The organism is Chishuiella sp. (genome assembly GCF_032109125.1).
In the GTDB taxonomy this organism is placed as follows: domain Bacteria; phylum Bacteroidota; class Bacteroidia; order Flavobacteriales; family Weeksellaceae; genus Empedobacter.
Map to the genome: position 1 here is coordinate 159,594 of NZ_DAMCLZ010000003.1, position 19,818 is coordinate 179,411.

At 29.5% G+C, this 19,818-nt stretch carries 17 protein-coding genes and 1 other RNA gene; 9 read left to right on the top strand and 9 right to left on the bottom strand.

Features of this window, described 5'->3' with window-relative positions; all coding sequences use genetic code 11:
- Positions 1 to 48 precede the first annotated feature (48 nt).
- Positions 49 to 957 carry a cysteine synthase A gene (gene cysK / locus RT575_RS05315; RefSeq protein WP_313579370.1) on the bottom strand — a complete coding sequence of 303 codons (909 nt, stop codon included), beginning with the start codon at positions 955 to 957 and terminating at the stop codon, positions 49 to 51.
- Positions 958 to 970: 13 nt separating this feature from the next.
- The gene (gene epsC / locus RT575_RS05320) at positions 971 to 1,744 is read right to left on the bottom strand and encodes a serine O-acetyltransferase EpsC (protein WP_313579372.1); all 774 of its coding nucleotides are present in this window, start codon (positions 1,742 to 1,744) and stop codon (positions 971 to 973) included.
- A gap of 325 nt (positions 1,745 to 2,069) precedes the next feature.
- On the opposite strand from epsC, the gene RT575_RS05325 reads away from it, so the two are divergent.
- Both RT575_RS05325 and RT575_RS05330 read left to right on the top strand, forming a co-directional pair.
- Entirely contained in the window at positions 2,070 to 2,495 is a 426-nt protein-coding gene (locus RT575_RS05325; RefSeq protein WP_313384840.1) for a DUF2147 domain-containing protein, read from the top strand.
- Between the two features lie 128 nt (positions 2,496 to 2,623).
- Complete coding sequence (locus tag RT575_RS05330) at positions 2,624 to 4,456, top strand: ABC transporter ATP-binding protein (protein ID WP_313579374.1); 1,833 nt, start codon at positions 2,624 to 2,626, stop codon at positions 4,454 to 4,456.
- Positions 4,457 to 4,577: 121 nt separating this feature from the next.
- Here RT575_RS05330 and ssrA read toward each other — a convergent pair.
- Positions 4,578 to 4,975, bottom strand: a transfer-messenger RNA (tmRNA) gene (gene ssrA, locus RT575_RS05335).
- A 129-nt stretch (positions 4,976 to 5,104) separates the two neighbouring features.
- Between ssrA and RT575_RS05340 the strand changes: the two genes are divergently transcribed.
- The 3 genes from RT575_RS05340 (at position 5,105) to RT575_RS05350 (ending at position 8,145) form a co-directional block, all read left to right on the top strand.
- Complete coding sequence (locus RT575_RS05340) at positions 5,105 to 6,610, top strand: aldehyde dehydrogenase family protein (RefSeq protein WP_313579376.1); 1,506 nt, start codon at positions 5,105 to 5,107, stop codon at positions 6,608 to 6,610.
- Positions 6,611 to 6,712: 102 nt separating this feature from the next.
- Positions 6,713 to 7,747, top strand: a complete 1,035-nt coding sequence (gene adhP / locus RT575_RS05345) for an alcohol dehydrogenase AdhP (RefSeq protein ID WP_313579378.1) — start codon at positions 6,713 to 6,715, stop codon at positions 7,745 to 7,747.
- Between the two features lie 17 nt (positions 7,748 to 7,764).
- Entirely contained in the window at positions 7,765 to 8,145 is a 381-nt protein-coding gene (locus RT575_RS05350) for a DUF779 domain-containing protein (protein ID WP_313384846.1), read from the top strand.
- 112 nt (positions 8,146 to 8,257) lie between these two features.
- Here the strand turns inward: RT575_RS05350 and RT575_RS05355 are convergent, their stop codons facing one another.
- Both RT575_RS05355 and RT575_RS05360 read right to left on the bottom strand, forming a co-directional pair.
- Positions 8,258 to 9,517, bottom strand: a complete 1,260-nt coding sequence (locus RT575_RS05355; protein WP_313579380.1) for a D-alanyl-D-alanine carboxypeptidase — start codon at positions 9,515 to 9,517, stop codon at positions 8,258 to 8,260.
- Positions 9,518 to 9,532: 15 nt separating this feature from the next.
- The gene (locus tag RT575_RS05360) at positions 9,533 to 10,423 is read right to left on the bottom strand and encodes a mechanosensitive ion channel family protein (protein ID WP_313384850.1); all 891 of its coding nucleotides are present in this window, start codon (positions 10,421 to 10,423) and stop codon (positions 9,533 to 9,535) included.
- Positions 10,424 to 10,598: 175 nt separating this feature from the next.
- Between RT575_RS05360 and tgt the strand changes: the two genes are divergently transcribed.
- Together tgt and RT575_RS05370 are read left to right on the top strand one after the other, a co-directional pair.
- The gene (gene tgt, locus RT575_RS05365) at positions 10,599 to 11,729 is read left to right on the top strand and encodes a tRNA guanosine(34) transglycosylase Tgt (protein WP_313384852.1); all 1,131 of its coding nucleotides are present in this window, start codon (positions 10,599 to 10,601) and stop codon (positions 11,727 to 11,729) included.
- A 55-nt stretch (positions 11,730 to 11,784) separates the two neighbouring features.
- The gene (locus tag RT575_RS05370) at positions 11,785 to 12,825 is read left to right on the top strand and encodes an LptF/LptG family permease (RefSeq protein WP_409515945.1); all 1,041 of its coding nucleotides are present in this window, start codon (positions 11,785 to 11,787) and stop codon (positions 12,823 to 12,825) included.
- Positions 12,826 to 13,001: 176 nt separating this feature from the next.
- Here the strand turns inward: RT575_RS05370 and RT575_RS05375 are convergent, their stop codons facing one another.
- From RT575_RS05375 to RT575_RS05385, 3 genes are all read right to left on the bottom strand, one after another.
- A complete protein-coding gene (locus RT575_RS05375) occupies positions 13,002 to 13,328 on the bottom strand; it encodes an iron-sulfur cluster assembly protein (RefSeq protein ID WP_313579383.1) in 327 nt (108 codons plus the stop codon).
- A gap of 193 nt (positions 13,329 to 13,521) precedes the next feature.
- A complete protein-coding gene (locus RT575_RS05380) occupies positions 13,522 to 14,700 on the bottom strand; it encodes a hypothetical protein (protein WP_313579385.1) in 1,179 nt (392 codons plus the stop codon).
- Positions 14,701 to 14,728: 28 nt separating this feature from the next.
- Positions 14,729 to 17,458: a TonB-dependent receptor domain-containing protein gene (locus RT575_RS05385; protein WP_313579387.1), complete on the bottom strand. Its 2,730-nt coding sequence runs from the start codon at positions 17,456 to 17,458 to the stop codon at positions 14,729 to 14,731.
- Positions 17,459 to 17,665: 207 nt separating this feature from the next.
- Between RT575_RS05385 and RT575_RS05390 the strand changes: the two genes are divergently transcribed.
- Positions 17,666 to 18,346, top strand: a complete 681-nt coding sequence (locus tag RT575_RS05390) for a response regulator transcription factor (RefSeq protein WP_313384861.1) — start codon at positions 17,666 to 17,668, stop codon at positions 18,344 to 18,346.
- 9 nt (positions 18,347 to 18,355) lie between these two features.
- The gene (locus RT575_RS05395) at positions 18,356 to 19,384 is read left to right on the top strand and encodes an ATP-binding protein (RefSeq protein ID WP_313384862.1); all 1,029 of its coding nucleotides are present in this window, start codon (positions 18,356 to 18,358) and stop codon (positions 19,382 to 19,384) included.
- Positions 19,385 to 19,387: 3 nt separating this feature from the next.
- Here the strand turns inward: RT575_RS05395 and RT575_RS05400 are convergent, their stop codons facing one another.
- On the bottom strand, positions 19,388 to 19,792 hold the full coding sequence (locus RT575_RS05400; RefSeq protein WP_313384864.1) for a hypothetical protein: 405 nt from the start codon (positions 19,790 to 19,792) through the stop codon (positions 19,388 to 19,390).
- Positions 19,793 to 19,818: the final 26 nt, after the last annotated feature.

The following is a 19,818-nucleotide window of genomic DNA, read 5'->3' on the forward strand; positions in this document are numbered from 1 at the left end:
TTGACAACATCTCCTTTTTTTCTCCTCATAATTATTAAATAAATCTATTTAAAACAAACCTTCTACAGATAAATAACGCTCTCCTGTATCATAATTTATTGTAAGAATTGTTGCATCTTTTTCTATTTTATTTAAAGCTTTAGAAACAGCTGCTAATGAAGCTCCTGTAGATATCCCTACAAAAAGACCTTCTACCTTTGCTGCTTTTTTTGCAAATTCAAAAGCTTCTTCTTTTGTAATCTGAGAAGTTTCGTCTATCACAGAGGTAGACAAAGTTTTTGGGATAAAACCAGCTCCAATTCCTTGAATAGCATGTGGACCAGGATCTCCACCAGAAATAACTGGAGAATCAATTGGTTCTACAGCGATTACTTTCGTTGTTGGTTTAATTTCTTTTAATTTTTTCCCGATTCCAGATAAATGACCTCCTGTACCTACTCCTGTAATTAAATAATCCACGCCATTTGGAAAATCTGTAATAATTTCTTTAGCCGTAGTATTATAATGTACAGTTGGGTTAGAATTATTTTCGAATTGTTGAGGAACCCATGCTCCTTCAATTGTTTCTGCTAATTCTTGTGCTTTTGCAATAGCTCCTTTCATTCCTAATTCCTTGGGAGTCAAAACAAACTCTGCTCCATAAGCTTCCATAATTTTTCTACGTTCTATAGACATAGATTCTGGCATTGTAATAATAATTTTATAACCTTTTACAGCCGCAACAAAAGATAATCCGATTCCTGTGTTTCCAGATGTTGGTTCTATAATTGTTCCTCCTGGCTTTAATATTCCAGCTTTTTCTGCATCCTCTATCATTGCTAAAGCAATACGATCTTTTATAGAACCTCCTGGATTTTGTTTTTCAACTTTTATATAAACATTATTATTTGGAAATAATTTATTTAATTTAATAATTGGCGTATTTCCTATTGTTTCTAAAATATTATTATAAATCATAGAATTTAATTTTTTATATGATGTAATTGTGTTCGTTTTCTGTTTTTTGTTTTTTTATAATTGGTGATTGTTCTTGATAAACTATAGAATCTTTTTCTATACTTTCTGTTATCCAAACATTTCCTCCTATTACAGAATTTTCTCCTATTACGGTTGTTCCTCCCAAAATTGTAGCTCCAGCATAAATTGTTACGTTATTTTCTATTGTTGGATGTCGCTTTTTATTCGATAAATTTTTAGAAACATAAAAAGCTCCTAAAGTGACTCCTTGATAAATTTTAACGTCATTCCCAATAATAGTTGTTTCTCCGATTACTATTCCTGTACCATGATCGATATAGAAATTACTACCAATAGTTGCTCCTGGATGTATGTCTATTCCAGTTTTAGAATGCGCATATTCTGAAAAGAAGCGAGGTAAAATAGGTGTTTGTAATTTGTATAAAACATTTGCCAACCGATGAATCGCAATTGCAAAAAATCCTGGATAAGCTAATATTATTTCAATCTCAGAATTAGATGCTGGATCATTTGCATAAAAATTAAAAATTAAATGCTCTAACTCTCTTCTAATAGTATCAAATTGATCAAAAAAGAAAAGTGAAATTTTTTCAGCTTTTTCTTTTGGTAATATTTTTAAAAGAATATCATTGAATTTTTCTAATAATTCTTGTTTATTATAATTAAAATTAGGCTGCTGAAAAATTTCATCATAAATAATTGAATCTATTAAAGGCTCTAATTCAAACTTGTTGAAAGGAATATTATACTTATTCAAACGTGTCATTTTTACAAAAACTATTAACTCTATAAAATTACTAGACAAATATAATAAAATAATCTACTTATTAATTCAATTCAAACTAATTTTAGAAAACATTAACTTCGTTAAATTATCCATAAACACAATAAATTTACACTAAATTGGCCTAATAAAATAAATGATTTATTTTTTAATAAAAAAAACATTTTGATTTTATATATTGTTAATCAGGTTTTTAATTAATATTTATTGAAATTTTTGTTAAATTTTTAAATTAATTTTAATTAGTGTTTTTTTTACACCAAAAAATTACATAATTTAGTATTATAATAATTAAACAATAAGAAAGATGAAAAAGATAATTTTATTCAACTTATTTTTTATGTTAACATCTTTTATGTTTGCTCAATCACCTATAGGAACTTGGAAGACAATAGATGATGAAACTAAACAACCAAAATCTTATGTAGAAATTTTCGAAAAAGATGGAGTTCTTTATGGAAAAGTAACTAAGATTTTAACAAAAGGTAAAGAAGATGCAAAATGTACAGAATGTTCAGGTACATTAAAAAATAAACCTATTCTTGGTATGCAGATATTATCTGGATTAAAGAAAAGTGGTAAAGAATGGACTGGAGGTAAAATTCTAGATCCAAATAAAGGAAAAGAATACAAAGCTAAAATGTCATTAAATGGAAATGACAAACTTGATGTAAGAGGTTTTGTTGGAATTTCTCTAGTAGGAAGAACACAAACTTGGTATCGAGTAAAATAAAAAATCAAAACAAAAACGAAAAGGTTGCTCTGAGTAATCAAACCACAAAATTAACATTATAATGACTGTTCTGAAGAGGAGTAGTCATTATTTTTTTTGTTTAAATTTGTAACTGGAAAAAAATATACATGAGTTTATATAAAAGAGCATTTTCATATGCTAAACCATACAAATCATCATTCATAACTGCAATATTATTCAATTTGCTTTATGCTATATTTAATATTGTAGCCCTAGGATTTATGATGCCTATTCTTAGTGTTCTATTTGACGAGAATAATCAAGACATTGTTATAAAACCAATTTATTCTGGGAACTTAGGAGATCTAAAGGACTTCTTCTCTGATTATTCTGCCTATTACATGAACAATCTTTCACATACTGAAGGACCTATTTATGTGTTAGCCATTTCTTGTATTGTATTCATTATAGCATTTTTATTTAGAAATATTTTTAGTTTTTTATCTGAAACTTGTTTAGTTGATTTACGATCTGGAGTAACAAAAGATTTACGTGTTGATATACATAATAAAATTATAGAATTACCTGTTGCTTATTTCACAGAAAAGAAAAAAGGTGATATGATTAATAGAATTTCTAATGATGTCAACGAAGTAGAAAGCAATATTTTAAATTCTATTGTGGAGATTGTACGATCTCCTATCATGATAATTGTTTTTGTAACTGTTTTATTTACTGTAAGTCATCAATTAACAATCTTTGCTATTCTTGTTTTTCCTATTATGGGAACTATTATTTCTCTAATAGGTAAAAGTTTAAAACGAGCAGCAGCAAATGCACAAGATGAATTATCTAATATTATAACTTATGTTGATGAAACACTTACTTCATTAAAAATTATTAAAATATTTAATGCAGAAGACCAAGTAAAAGGTAGATTCAATGAATCGATCAATAAGTACAGAGAATACTTACAACGTGTTATGAAAAAGCGTGCGTTAGCATCTCCAACAAGTGAGTTTTTAGGAGCTGTAACTATTGGTCTAATTGTATTTTTTGGAGGTAAACTTTCTTTAGAAGGAAATGGATTAAGTGGTTCTCAATTCATATTTTATATTGCTACTTTTTATACTTTATTAGATCCTATTAAACGTTTTTCTAAAGCATTATCGGATGTACAGAAAGGAGAAGTTTCTGCACAACGTATTTTTGATGTATTAGATGCTGATGTTGCCATAAAAGATTTACCAAATTCAAAATCAATCGAAAGTTTTGAAGATAAAATAGAATTCAGAAATGTAACTTTTGCTTATGGAAAGCATGATGTTATTGAGAATTTTAATTTAACTATCAGCAAAGGAGAAACTGTGGCTCTTGTGGGACAATCTGGTTCAGGAAAATCTACTTTAGCGAATCTTATTACAAGATTTTGGGATGTGAAATCTGGACAAATACTAATTGATGGAATTGATATTAAACACATCAAATTACATGATTATAGAACTTTATTTGGTTTAGTAACACAAGATTCTATTTTATTTAATGATACATTATTCAATAATATTGCCTTAGGTGATAAACATCCTAGTCAAGAAAAAGTAGAGCATGCAGCACAAATTGCAAATGCGGAAGAATTTATTATTAAAATGCCTGAGAAATACCAAGAATCTGTTGGTGAAGGAGGAGGAAAGCTTTCTGGTGGACAAAAACAACGTGTAAGTATTGCTCGTGCTGTTTACAAAAATCCTCCTATTATGATATTAGATGAAGCAACTTCTGCTCTTGATACAAAATCAGAAAAATTAGTACAAGTTGCTCTGAATAATATGATGAAAAATAGAACTTCTTTAGTGATTGCTCACCGCTTATCGACCATACAAAATGCTGATAAGATTGTTGTAATGGAAGCTGGTAAAATCATAGAACAAGGTAATCATCTACAACTTATAGAACAAAAAGGTGCTTATGCAAATCTCGTAAATATGCAGAATTTTGCTTAATAAAAAACAGGGATAAGAAATTCATTTCTTATCCCTGTTTTTTTTATTTAAGTCTTAAAACAACAAAACCCACTGATATTAGTGTGTTTGTGTGTTTTTTAAAACTTAGTAAAATTTGTTTTAGTGGAGCTGGCGGGATTCGAACCCGCGTCCAAACAAGCAACAAATAAGCTTTCTCCATGCTTAGTTTATTATTAATTTTCGACGAAATCCTGAGAATAAACACTCTGTCATCCGCTTATCATCTAAAATCTCGAAACCTATCCGATGCACTAAGGTTTCTATTCTTACTTTCCCGTGTCCCTGTATCAAACGCCGTAAGTCAAGGCTTTTGAGGGACATTCAGCTTCTATACCTAGTATAGACGTGGCGTATTCTTACTAAAATTCAGAATTATGCAGCTAAAGCGTACTCTTCGTTGCCAGTTAAAAAGTTGAAGTGCCTGATTAAAGTGAGTACACAACATTTCACTGCATGCTTACTTACCCATTGGACCTGCTGTCAAAACCAGTCAGCCCCTTAAGTAAAATCATCACAAAAATAGTGATGGATGGCAAATGTACAACTTTATGTTCAAAAATTAACTTTTTTTAAACATAAATTAAAATTGAAATAAGCTAAATTAGATAAATCAAAAAAATCGAAATCATGGGAAAATTAGTAAATGTTCCAAAATTTAAAGAAAAATATGATAATTACATCAATGGTCAATTTCTTGCACCTAAATTAGGAAAGTATTTTGACGTTATAACTCCTGTTACAGGTAAAGTTTTTACACAAGCTGCACATTCTTCTGAAGAAGATTTGGAGATTGCTGTAGACGCTGCACATGAAGCTTTTAAAACATGGAGCCATACTTCTCCTACAGAACGTAGTATCATTTTGAATAAAATTGCTGACCGTATGGAGCAACATTTACAAGATATTGCCGCTGTAGAAACGTATGACAATGGGAAACCAGTTCGTGAAACTTTAAATGCAGATATTCCTTTAGCAATTGATCATTTTAGATATTTTGCTTCTGTTATCCGTGCAGAAGAAGGTTCTATCAACGAGCTTGATAAAGATACTGTATCTATTATTGTACATGAGCCAATAGGTGTTGTAGCACAAATTATTCCTTGGAATTTTCCTATTCTAATGGCGGTTTGGAAATTAGCACCTGCATTAGCAGCAGGAAACTGTGTCGTTCTTAAACCTGCTGAATCTACACCTATTTCTATTCTTTATTTATTTGAATTGATTGGTGATTTATTACCTGCTGGTGTTGTAAATATTGTAAATGGTTTTGGAGCTGAGTTAGGTAGACCATTGGTTACTAATCCTAAAATTAATAAAGCTGCATTTACTGGTTCTACAGCTACAGGACGTTATGTAATGCAATATGCTACAGAAAACATTATTCCTGTTACATTGGAATTAGGAGGGAAGTCTCCGAATGTTTTCTTTGAATCTGTAATGGATCATGATGATGACTTCTTAGATAAAGCAATAGAAGGTGCCGTTTTATTTGCATTGAACCAAGGAGAAATTTGTACTTGTCCATCACGTTTATTAATTCAAGAATCTATTTATGATAAATTCATAGAACGTGTTGTTGCTCGTGTAAATGCTATAAAAGCTGGTAATCCTTTAGATCCAGAAACAATGATTGGTGCACAAGCTTCTCAAATTCAATATGACAAAATATTAGGTTATATTAAATTAGGAAAAGAAGAAGGTGCCGAATTATTAGCTGGAGGAGAAGCAAATCATCTTGGAGGAGATATTGAAAATGGATATTATATAAAACCAACATTATTTAAAGGAAACAACAACATGAGAATTTTCCGTGAAGAAATTTTTGGCCCTGTATTGGCTGTTACAACTTTTAAAGATGAAGCAGATGCATTACAAATCGCAAATGATACAATTTACGGATTAGGAGCTGGTGTTTGGACAAGAGATGCACACCAATTATACCAAATTCCTCGTGCTATAGAAGCTGGTCGTGTTTGGGTGAACCAATACCATAGTTATCCTGCTGGTGCTCCGTTTGGAGGTTATAAACAATCTGGAATTGGTCGTGAAAATCATAAAATGATGTTAGATCATTACCGTCAAACTAAAAATATGTTAGTTTCTTACAGTAAAAAGAAATTAGGCTTCTTTTAGTCAAAATATTAAAAATGTTTTATTCTCTTATGAGGATAAAACATTTTTTGTTTTTAAATGCTACTATTCATTCAATTAATAATAATTCAAAACCATAAAATTATGATTCCAAAAACAATGAAAGCAGCGGTTGTACAAGGATATGGACAACCTTTAAAAATTCAAGAAGTTCCAGTAAAAACTCCTGGGCGATATGAAGTTCTTGTAAAAGTAATCGCATGTGGTGTTTGTCATACAGACTTACATGCAATTGATGGAGATTGGCCTGTAAAAGCCAAAATGCCGTTAATACCTGGACACGAAGGTGTTGGTATTGTGGTGGCATGTGGACCAGAAGCACAAGTAAAAGAAGGTGATGCTGTTGGTGTGCCTTGGTTATATAGTGCTTGTGGATGTTGTGATTATTGTATTACTGGATGGGAAACACTTTGCGAAGCTCAACAGAATGGAGGATATAGTGTAGATGGTGGTTTCGCTGAATATGTAATTGCAGATTCTAGGTATGTAGGACATTTAAAATCGAATGCAAACTTTCTAGAAATAGCTCCGATTTTATGTGCTGGTGTAACAGTATATAAAGGATTGAAAGAAACGGATACAAAACCTGGAGAATGGGTTGCTATTTCTGGAATTGGGGGCCTAGGACATGTCGCAGTTCAATATGCAAAAGCAATGGGATTGAAAGTTGCTGCTATAGATGTTGCTGACGACAAATTAGATTTAGCAACAAAACTTGGTGCTGACATTACAGTAAACGCTAAAAATACCGATCCTGGAAAATTTTTACATAAAGAAGTTGGTGGAATGCATGGTGCATTAATTACTGCGGTTTCTCCAATAGCATTTAAACAAGGTATTGATGTATTAAGACGTAAAGGAACGATCGCGTTGAATGGATTACCTCCTGGATCATTCGAATTACCAATTTTTGAAACTGTATTAAAAAGAATCACAGTAAGAGGTTCTATTGTTGGTACAAGAAAAGATTTGCAAGAAGCATTGGACTTTGCAAACGAAGGTTTAGTAAAAGCTACTGTAACTCCAGCAAAATTGGAAGACATTAACGACGTTTTCGAGAAAATGAAAAAAGGTCAAATAGATGGCCGAATAGTGTTGGACATAGCTGGAACAGCTTAAAATTAAAATTTCGCTATATGAAATCAATTGATCGTATATCTGCATCTGATAAAGCAAAAGAACTTCTTCTGGAACTGAAACATAAACATGGTGACTTAATGTTATATCAGGCTGGTGGTTGTTGTGAAGGAACTCAGCCGCAATGTTTCAAAAAAGGAGATTTTTATCTTCGATACAAGGATGTTTGTATTGGAGAAATTGACGATGTAGAGTTTTGGGTAGATAAAGATTTATTTGACTATTGGAAGCATGCTCATTTCGAATTGGATGTTATTGATGCAATTGGAGCAGGAGGGTTCTCATTAGAAGTTCCTCTAGGGAAGACTTTCAAAGTTAATTATACCATTTTCTCTCAAGAAGAATTTGAACAATTAAAGGATGTAAAAATTAATAAATAATTTTCTTATTCTTTTAAACAAATAAAAGAAGCTGACCTAAAAAGGTCAGCTTTTTTATTTTTATTTTAAAAATATCGATTTCAAATTACATGATATTTAAACAGTTTTTAGATTAATAATTATCTCTTACTAATTTCAAAAGTTTTTCATTTTGATTTCTTACTAATGTTAAATCTTTGGTCGAATTATTATTCAGCAGACTAAAAATTAATGTTTTCCCTGACTTTGTAATGATATAACCACTTAAAGAGACAATATGACTAAGTGTTCCTGTTTTAGCAAATATATAAGGCTCCTTAGTATCTCTGTATCTATTTTTAATTGTTCCTGTTTTTCCTCCATTTGGAAAAATAGAAAATAATCTTTCTTCAGGAAACTCATTGTATAATTTTTCTAAAACCTGTACAAAACTTTGTGGTGTAAATAAATTATAACGAGATAATCCAGAACCATCATACCATTCTGGTTGTTGTTTTAAACCTTTTAAAAAATTATTTCTTGAATAATCTATTGCTTCTGTAGCACTTAATTTACCTGGTAGCGTACTAGAAATTAATAGGAGTAAGTGTTCAGCTAGAAAATTATCACTATTTTCCATCATTACTTTATAAATATTATCTGCTTTTTCGCTGTAATATATTTTGTAATCTGATGAAATATTTGTTTTTACCATATCTACAGGTTTACCAACAATTTGTGATAAAGACTTCTCTATAACATCTTCATTTACAATAAATGGAACTTTTTCGTAACGTTTTCTATTGCCTATATAAAATTTATTCTCATAAAAATTTCTTGGTTCTGGCATTTCTTTAATCTCTGTAAGATCTTTGAAATATGCAGGAAAAGTACTTATTGAATTACCGGATCTTGAGATAGAAACAATATTCTCATGAATTGGGAATTGGCTTCTTTCTGGAGCATAATCTTTTCTGAAATCATCCCAAGTCCAACCTGGCAAAAATGACTCCTCATCAAAGTTATTCCAATGAAAAACTATTTTAGTTCCATTGTTTTTTAAGAAATCAAGAACACGAGTATTCTTATAAATTGGATTTAGAAAAGTTGGATCTCCTGTTCCTTCTATATGAAGTTCATCTCCTAAAATTTTATATTTAAAAGCAGGAATAGAATCTCCTAAAGTTTTCATGGCTGTATATAGCGTAAAAATTTTGGTATTGGATGCAGGCGTAAAATATTTATCTGCATTATAGCTATATACTTCTTCTTTTGTTTCTGGATTATAAATATAAAGCCCCGTAAATTGTGTTTTATAAAAATCAGAATGTATCTCTTTGTCAATTATTTCATTCTGTGCAAAAGAATGCACAGAAGAAATAATTGATAGAAATAGTATTAAAAAATATTTCATTATTTTATTACAAGATTAAGCATCTTGAGCAGCTTTATCACTATTGTTATTAATAATCATCTCTGTATGAGGATAAGGAATAGATATATTATTTTCATCTAAAGCATATTTTACAGCTCTGTAAATTTGCCAATATGCAGTCCAATAATCTCCGTTTTTCACAAAACAACGTACAGCTAGATTTACACTACTATCAGCAAACTCAAGAATTTCTACTGTTTTAGGTTTTGAATCATCTACCAGTTCATTTTGGTTTAAAACACCTAATAGTATTTTTTGGGCTTTATCAAAATCATCATCATAAGATATACCAACATTAACATCTAAACGACGATGATCTTTTACAGAATAATTTGTAATAGGATTATTAAATAAATTTGCATTAGGTAAAGTGATTACCAATCCTTTTGATGTAACTATAACTGTATTTAAAATACTAATAGATTCCACAGTACCTTCGTTTCCTTGAGAAACTATATAATCTCCAACCTTAAATGGTTTAAAAAGAATGATAAGAATACCTGCGGCAAAATTAGATAATGATCCTTGTAAAGCTAAACCAACTGCTAAACCAGCTCCACCAAGTGCTGCAATAAAACCTGAAGCATTTAATCCTAATCTTCCTACAACAAAAATTACTACAATAAGTTTTAAAAGTATATTGATAATAGGAATTAAAAAAGAGCGAACTGAAAGATCTACATTTCTTGAAATCATTCTCTTTTCAATCATTTTCTTTATTTTACCAGCTACCCAAAAACCTATAATTAAAGTGATTAATGCTGATAACAATCCCCAACCAAATTTTGCTCCTTCTGTAATAATAAGATTTGTTAAGTATTCTAAATCTTTAAATGGAGTTTCAATTACATCTTTTAAACTATCTACTTGATCTTGTTCGTTCATTTCGTTTTTTTACTATTTTAATCCATAAAAATAATACCAAAGTATAACTATATCAAAAAAAATAGTGTTCAAAAAAAATAATTTATTTGTTAAAATAGTCTTTCATGTATATTTTTTTGTTATTTTTTTATAATCCAACTCATATCAAACTAAACAATTAATATCTTTGCACACTATGAAATTTTCAATTGATAAAAAAGATGAATTTTCTAAGGCAAGAGCTGGTGTTGTAGAAACTGATCATGGAAAAATACAAACACCTATTTTTATGCCTGTTGGTACAGTTGGTACAGTGAAAGCTGTACATCAACGTGAGTTAGAAGAGGACATCAAAGCACAAATAATTCTTGGAAATACTTATCACTTGTATTTAAGACCAGGAACAGATATTTTAAATAAAGCTGGAGGATTACACCAATTTATGAATTGGCAAAAGCCTATTCTTACAGATTCAGGAGGATTCCAAGTTTACTCATTAGCTACTAGTCGTAAAAAATCTGAAGAAGGGGTTCGTTTTAAATCTCACATAGATGGTTCTTACCACATGTTTACTCCAGAAAAATCGATGGAAATACAACGATTTATTGGAGCTGATATTTTTATGGCATTTGATGAATTAACTGGTATTCCAGCAAAATATCATGATGCAAAACGTGCTATGCATGTAACACATCGCTGGTTAGAACGTTGTAGAACTTGGTTAAATAATAATCCAGAATATTATAGCCACAAACAAACTCTTTTCCCTATTGTACAAGGGAATGATTTTAAAGATTTACGTCAAGAATCTGCAAAATATATTGCTGACTTTGGTGCTGAAGGTAACGCTATTGGTGGTCTTTCTGTAGGAGAACCAGAGCCTGTGATGTATGAAATGACAGATATTGTTACAGAAATTCTTCCTCAGGACAAACCTCGTTATCTAATGGGGGTTGGTACGCCTTGGAATATTATAGAATGTATTGCACTTGGTGTAGATATGTTTGATTGTGTAATGCCTACTCGTAATGCACGTAATGGGATGTTATTTACTTGGAATGGAGTAATGAACATGAAAAATGCAAAATGGAAAGATTGTTTTGAACCATTAGATGAAAGTGGAACAAGTTATGTAGATAGCTATTATACGAAAGCCTATGTGCGCCATTTATTTAATGCTAATGAGGCTTTAGGTAAGCAAATTGCTTCTATTCACAATCTTGCATTTTATTTAGATTTGGTAAAGGTTGCAAGAGAGCATATATTAGCAGGAGATTTTGCACAATGGAAAGAGCAAATAGTTCCACAACTAAAACAAAGAATGTAATTTGAAAATAATTGATAAATATATTGTCCGAAATTTTATAGGAACCTTTGTATTCATGGTTCTGATACTTTCTACTATTGCCGTAATTGTCGATCTTAGTCAGAAATTAGGACGTATAAACGATAGTGGATCAACAGCTTTTATTGCATTAACCCAATTTTACCCTTATTGGTCTATTTGGATTATCAATACGTTTTTACCAATAGCCGTTTTTATTACAGTTATTTATTTTACTTCTCGATTAACGATGCAAACTGAAATTGTAGGGGTATTATCTGGTGGAATTAGTTTTTATAGATTTACCTTACCCTATGTTTGGGTTTCACTTTTTCTTGCTTTTTCAGCATTATTTGTTGGGAATGTTATTTTACCTTGGGCTAATATTAAAAAGAATAAATACGAGTACAAGCATTTATTAAGTAGTAAAAATAAAGAAGAATACTACAAAAGACAGCGTATAGCTTCTCAAATTTCTCCTAATGAATTTGTTTTTGTTGATAGTTATGATCGTACAGATAAACTTGGGAATGCATTCACATATCAAAAATTTGATTCAACAGAATTAAAAAAACAAGTTCTTGCTGCAAGTTTTAGTTGGAATGAGAAAGATTCTGCTTATGCTTTGGTTAGTGTTTATACAAGAGAAATTAATAAAGATCATACAGAAAAATTAAAATACGAAGCTTCTGAAAATTTTAAGTTGCCAGTAACACCTGATGAAATTTTACCAGAAGGATATGTAGCAGAGACAATGAATACTTTTGAGTTGAGAGATTTTATTGAAAATCAAAAATCGAAAGGTTCTGCGAATGTTAATGCTTATCAAAATGAATTGAACAATAGGATAAGTACACCTTTTTCTACTATTATTCTAACTATTTTAGCTTTGTCTCTTTCTTCCAAGAAAAGGAGAGGAGGAATTGGTATTAATTTAGCTGTCGGTATTACTCTTGCATTTATTTATATTTTTTTCTCACAGACAACTTCAATTTTCTCTGAGAAAGGCTATGTTTCACCATTAATAGCTTCTTGGTTACCCAATATAAGCTTTGGGATAATAACAATTTTCTTATATATAAGGAGAGCTCGATCTTAATAAATTAAGCAATTACAATATTTGATAGTCTGATGAATTCATCAGACTATTTTTTATGATTAATTTGTAGTTAGATTTATTAAGGTTGAAATGGATATTCTTTACGATATGGTAAAGATTGTAATTTAAATCCATGACCTAACGATTATCTTAACAATAAAAAAAGGAATGTTACATTATAACATTCCTAATTCAAACTTAGCTTCTTCGCTCATCATATCTCTTTCCCATGGAGGATCGAAAGTGATTTCTACATAACATTTTGTTACATATTCTATTTCTTCTACTCGTTGTTCTACTTCTCTAGGTAGTGATTCTGCAACTGGACAGTTTGGAGATGTAAGAGACATTGTTACTTTTACCTCTCCATCAGCATTTACTTGTGCATCATAAACTAAACCTAATTCATATATATCAACTGGAATCTCTGGATCGAAGACAGATTTAAATTTTTCTACTAATTTTTCGCCTATCGAATCTAATTGTTCTTCTGTTAATGCCATTTTACTAAATCTTATTCTTTTACAAATGTACAAATACTTTATTTTAAGTAGACTTTTTATAAATAACTATTTTTAATGAGTTAAAATTATCTATCTATAATTCAATAAAAAATCGCTCTTCTAGAGAACCTAAAAAAGCGATTTTACAAACACGAAGAACTTTTCTATTAAAAAAGTTTTATTGTATAATAATTTATTTTAATCCAGTCCAATAAGCCCATGTAGGGATATCCGCTCCATTACCAGCTCCAGTAGCATTTTCGTTTTCATAAGGTTTAAATGCATTGGTAACATCAATACTTTCTTTAGCTGTATTAGTTCCTTTAGCTTTAGTTGTAACATCTATAAAACGAACATTTGTTAATTTTCCTCCTTGATTAAACCACTCTAAAGATCTATCAGTTTCAATGTCTATACCTGTTATGAAATTAGCGATAACAAAATTATCAATATTCCCATTTGTACCAGCTCTTAATTTAGCTCCTTGAGATTCTTGTCCTTCTTTACTACCAACAACTGTTATGTTTTTTATTGTAGGATTTGATACAGGGTTAGCATTTGGGTTTGTATCCTGTGTATCTGCTTCTATACCTCTATTTCCCATTTCTCCATTGATAGCTGATGGTCTTCTTTTAGCATACCAATTCGTTCCTGTTCCAGACCAACCTTCAGTCCAATCGAAAGAATCATCTCCAACTCCATTTACAATGATGTTAGATGCATTTACAGTTCCACCAAAAAATTCAATACCATCATCAGCACCGTTTTCTATATATATATTGTCAACCTTTGTTCCGCTACCTACTCCAAATAATGAAAGTCCATTAAACTCTTTTTCAGGACTAAATTTAGCACCAGAATCTTTTATAATTACATAAGTTAAAGAACCTGAATTATCTGAATTTTCTTTTCCACCATAAGTCTTATCACCTAATTCTGAAGTAGATTCACCAGAAGTACTACGATTTGAAGTAGCTTTACCAAGTACAACTAAACCACCCCATTCCCCTGGAGTATGATTAACTCCTTGGAAAACAATTGGATTTGTAGCAGTTCCATTAGCGAATATTTTACCACCTCTATCTACTATTAAGTATGAAGATGTACCACCTGTTGCAACAAACTTTGTACCTGCAGGAATTGTTAATGTAGCTCCATTCTCTACTGTTACAATGCCTGTTAGATAATAAATTTTTGTAGCATCTAATGTAAGGTTTTGACCTGATTTAATAGTACCTTTAAAGTTATCAGTAGTTAGCTCCTGTTGGTTAACATCTGTACTAGAATTATCATCAGTGCTACATGAAAATGTTAATACAGTTGTAGTTAATAAGGTAGAACAAAAAATTGCTTTTAAAATAATTTTTTTCATTGTTTTTATGTTTTGTTATTTGTGTTAATTAAAGTGTATGAGAAAAACCTATCCCTAATTGAATACCTCTATTATAATTAATTAAATTATAGTTAGTTCCAGAATTTTTTTGTTGTATGCTATAATTAGGATTCAATAAGTTTTTTCCATAAACACTAATAGAAGTTTTTTCACTAAGGTTTAATTTTATATTGGCATCTAATAAATTAATTGCTTTTTGAATTTGCGAACCTCTCTCTTGTGTACCAATAGCGTATACATTTTTACCAACATAACCATATACAATCATTGCATCTATTGTTTTCTTTCTTCCTAAATCAGCTGAATAACCAAGACTTGCATTTCCTGAAAAACGAGATGCCCCCATCATTTGTTCATCATTTTTTGTAAATGCTGTAGCTATGCCAGTTTCGTTTCTTACTTTCTCAAAATCTAGTTTTTGAGAAGAGTTTAAAATAGATGCATTTATTATTGTGTAGATTTTAGAATTACTAGAAAATTTTATTAAGTTTTTTCTTAGTTCCATTTCAGTACCATATACATATCCATAATCTCCAGTATTTACATAAGTCAAATCATTTGCTGAAGCAGAAGCTACATTTACTCGAGAAATAGGATTTTTTATATATTTACCAAAGGCTGATATAGATATTACTTCGTCTTTTGTTGGAAATAATTCCCATTTTATCTCAGTATTATAATTATCTGTTGGATATAAATTTGGTTGACCGTATGTAGTATTTGTAACATCATTATAAGCAAATGGAGCCATTTCTTTTTCTAATGGTAAACTATAAGTTTTAGATGCTGAAAATCTTAAATTTTGATTATTATTTATACTATACTTTACATTAAGAGCAGGTAGTAATTTATTATAATCATTATTAATTCTACCTTTTAATTGTCCAATATTAGTATCCCAATCAACCATTAAATTGATATAATCATTTCGTAAACCAACCTGTATTAACCAACGATCATTTATTTCATATTCTGCACTAAAATATCCAGAATATATTTTTTGTTCAGTTATATAGCTTAAAGGATCAAGTAAATTAGTTAAGTTTGATGTACCTAATCCTCTTAGTGTAGATAATTCTATTAAGCCATTATTAAAATTAGTTGCATTAAAAAATGCATCTAAATTATTAGGATCAACTATTTGATTACTTGCTCTTGCTCGTAAATTAATTTGCGTTGCATCAAAATCTCGTCTTTTATAAATTCCATATGCACCCGCTGTTACTTTTAAACGATCCCATTTTTTTGATAAATCAATTTTACCTTGATAATCAAAGCCTGTTAGTTTATCAAAATAACGCTGATTATCTCCAGGAGAATTGATAGCAAGTGTATATGCACCAACATTATCATTAAATAACATTGTATTCTGTAAACGATTTGGTCTTTCGCTTTCTATATAATTTATTGAACCTCCCCAATTAAGATTCCAATTTTTTTCTAATTTATGTTCTCCAAATAATTGATTTGCATAAACAGTAGTTATTTTATTATCAGCTCTGTGAATTAATCCTTTACCATTTTCTGCAGTATCCATTAAATAACCTCTAAAAATTCTAAAATCTTGTACAGAAGAATGAATTACATTAGATGTATACATTAATTTATGTTTAGGGTTTATACGATAAATTAAGTTTAGTAATCCATTTGTATTTGTAGAATAAGTTGATCTTTCTACATTTAATTGTTTTAGATAATTTCCTACAGCAGAAACAACATTCTCTTCTCCTTCTCTGTATCTATAATCATTATCAAAACCTACATAACCATAAATAGATAATCTTCCTTGTGAACCTATTTTTAAGTTACCACCAGCTTCTAAATCTAAACCACTGTTAAAAGTATTTTTTCCTCTTTTGTAATCCCAACTAGTATCAAATGCATATTGTTTTACAGGATTAATATTAGTCGGTAATTCATTTTTTTTGAACCCATAAAAATTAGGTCCATCTTGTAATTTGAATTTATTATTGTCTATTGTTTGTAAATTAACAGAAGAATTTAAACCAACTCTTACATAAGCCTTACCAGTTTGTTCTTTAGAAACAATATCAATATTTGCTCCAGCAAAATCACCTATCATTCTAGGGTAAAATGATTTTTCTAAAGAAATATAATCAACCATATTTGTTTTAAAAATTTCTAAGTTTAAATTCTTATTTTCAGGATCATCAGATGGAATAGATAATCCATTAAGAGTAGTAGAATTAAAACGATCTCCTAAACCTCTAACAAAAATAATTCCTGATCCTTCTTGTTTTATCGTTCCAGAAGCTTTAGTAATAGCTGTAGCAACATCACTAACACCTTGCTTAGTTAGTTGTTCTGCTCCAATTCTCTCAACAATTTCAGAAGATTTTTTTTGCATATTCAGCAAATTAGCTTCAGAAGATTTATTTTTTGTAGCAGTTACAACAGCTGTAGATAAATCTATATTACTAATATCGATTGGATTTAGATATAAATTATAATTATTAGAATCTGTTAAACTCTGAGTAATTGTTTGATAACCATCTATTTTTAAATCAATCTCTACAGCATCATCAGGGATAGAAATTTCATAATGTCCTTTTTTATCAGTTTTAGCTTGTATATTAAGATTTTCTATGACAAAAGTTTTCTCTTTTAGAGGCTGATTTGTTTTCTGATCAAATAAAGTTCCTTCTAGTTTTATATTTGTTTGAGCAAATAAAGCAGAAGATCCCACTAATAGTAGTAATGTTAAATTGCGTTTCATTCTTATCGTTAATTCGTGTTTGTGGAATCAAAATTGCTTTATTTGAATGAGAAACGTTTTTAAATAATGTAAACAATTTGTTATGCAATTGTTATAAAAAAAGTGTAATTTTAAATGAATGTTAAGAAATCTCTTTATTAAAATTCGCCTAAGATTTAAGCTTAATTTTACATCAGCTAATTATTTATTAGTTATTACAAACAAATTATGAAGAACATTAAGATTTTATTAGTTGACGATGAACCAGACATTTTAGAATTTATTGGTTATAATCTAAAAAAGGAAGGTTTTGAAGTAGAAACAGCCCAGAATGGAGTTGAAGGATTAAAACAAGCAAAAATTTTTAGACCAGATTTAATTCTATTAGATGTCATGATGCCTCAAATGGATGGTATGGAAATGTGTACAGAATTAAGAAAATTAGATTCTTTTCAGAATACATTAGTTGTATTTTTATCTGCTCGAATAGAAGATTTTTCTCAATTAGCTGGTTATGAGGCAGGAGCAAATGATTACATTCTTAAGCCTATAAAACCAAAAGTTTTGATTAGTAAATTGAATGCTTTACTAAAATTAAAACAACCAACAGATAATCTAAAAGATGATTATATTAAAATTAAGAATTTTGAAATTAATCGTCAAACTTATAAAGTGAATTTCCAAGGAGAAGATTATTCATTACCTCGTAAAGAATTTGAATTAATAGCACTTCTTGCTTCTAATCCTGAAAGAGTTTTTAAAAGAGAAGAAATTTTAGAAAAAGTTTGGGGAAATGAAGTTATTGTAGGAGGTCGTACAATTGATGTACATATGAGGAAATTAAGAGAAAAATTTGGTAACGAGAGATTTTCTACTATCAAAGGAATAGGATACAAGATAAACGATTAATAAGCTAAAATGGCTTCTACTTTTAGAGTTAAGAATATTTTTTTATACGCTTTTTTTAGCACACTTTTTTTAGGTACAGGATTTGTTTTTTTTGCATTTCTTTGGTTTGGTAACATAGATATTATATTACAAGAAAAAGTTTTCTTTATAAGTCTTGCTATATTTTTATTACTAGGGTTGACTATTTTTTATTGGTTTTTTCTAAAAAATCAACGAAGAAAAGATTTTACAGAATTATCTAAAAATATTCCACAATTTCAATCGAACCAAATCGATTTTGAGGAACTTTCTCAGCAAATTTCAACAATTACAAAAGATCAATCTGAAGAAATCGTTATCCTTAATGAGAGAGAAAATTATCGTAGAGATTTCTTAGGTAATATTTCTCATGAGCTTAAAACACCTCTATTTTCAGTACAAGGTTATCTTCTAACGCTGATAGAAGGAGGTTTAGATGATGAAAATATTCGAGATAAATATCTAAATAGAATTAATAAATCTGTCGATCGACTAATTTATTTAGTAAATGATTTGGATATGATTTCTGAATTAGAAAAAGGAAGGATTAATATAGAGTATTCTACATTTAATATTTCAGCTCTTGTACAAGATGTAATAGATTTATTAGAAATTAAAGCCGAAAAAAATAATATTAAACTTACACTAAATCATCCAGTTAATCAACCTGTAAAAGTAAAAGGGGATATTCAGAAAATACAACAAGTATTAATTAATTTAGTTGTAAATGCAATTAATTATTCTAATCCCAATACTGAAATTAGCATTGAATTTGAAGAATTTGATCATAAAATTCAAATAGCGGTAAAAGATCAAGGAGTTGGAATTAAACAAGATGAATTAGATCGTGTTTTCGAAAGATTCTATCGTGTAGATAAATCTAGAAATAGAAATAATGGAGGATCAGGATTAGGTTTAGCTATTGTAAAACATATTTTAGAAGCTCATAATGAAAAAATTTATGTTACAAGTAAAGTAGGAAAAGGTTCAGTGTTTTCATTTTATTTACCTAAAACATAATAATTATTTTAGATTGCTTGTAAATTTAAGTGTTACGCCATGTTTAAAAACTTTTAAAGTATCATTATTAGCCTCTTTCCAAATATAGTAAGGAGGTTGAATATTAAGTAAATTACCTTTATTAGGAATAGAATCACTTTCTAAATCAGCAAATAAAACAGAATCATTTTGGATAAAAGAATTGTCATCATATTTTATTAGGTGATAGTCTTTTCTAAGATGTATTGGATCCTTAATTCGTAATGTTGAATCATTTTTATCAATACCCCATTTTATAAGTACAGGATTAAATCCTGTTTCAAAACTAACAAACATACGAGTTGTATTTACAACATGTCGTACTGAAAATATTAAAGCAGTAAAAAATATAAAGACCCCAATATAATATAATATTAATTCTTTTTTCATAGTTAAAATTCTAAGAGGTGGTTACT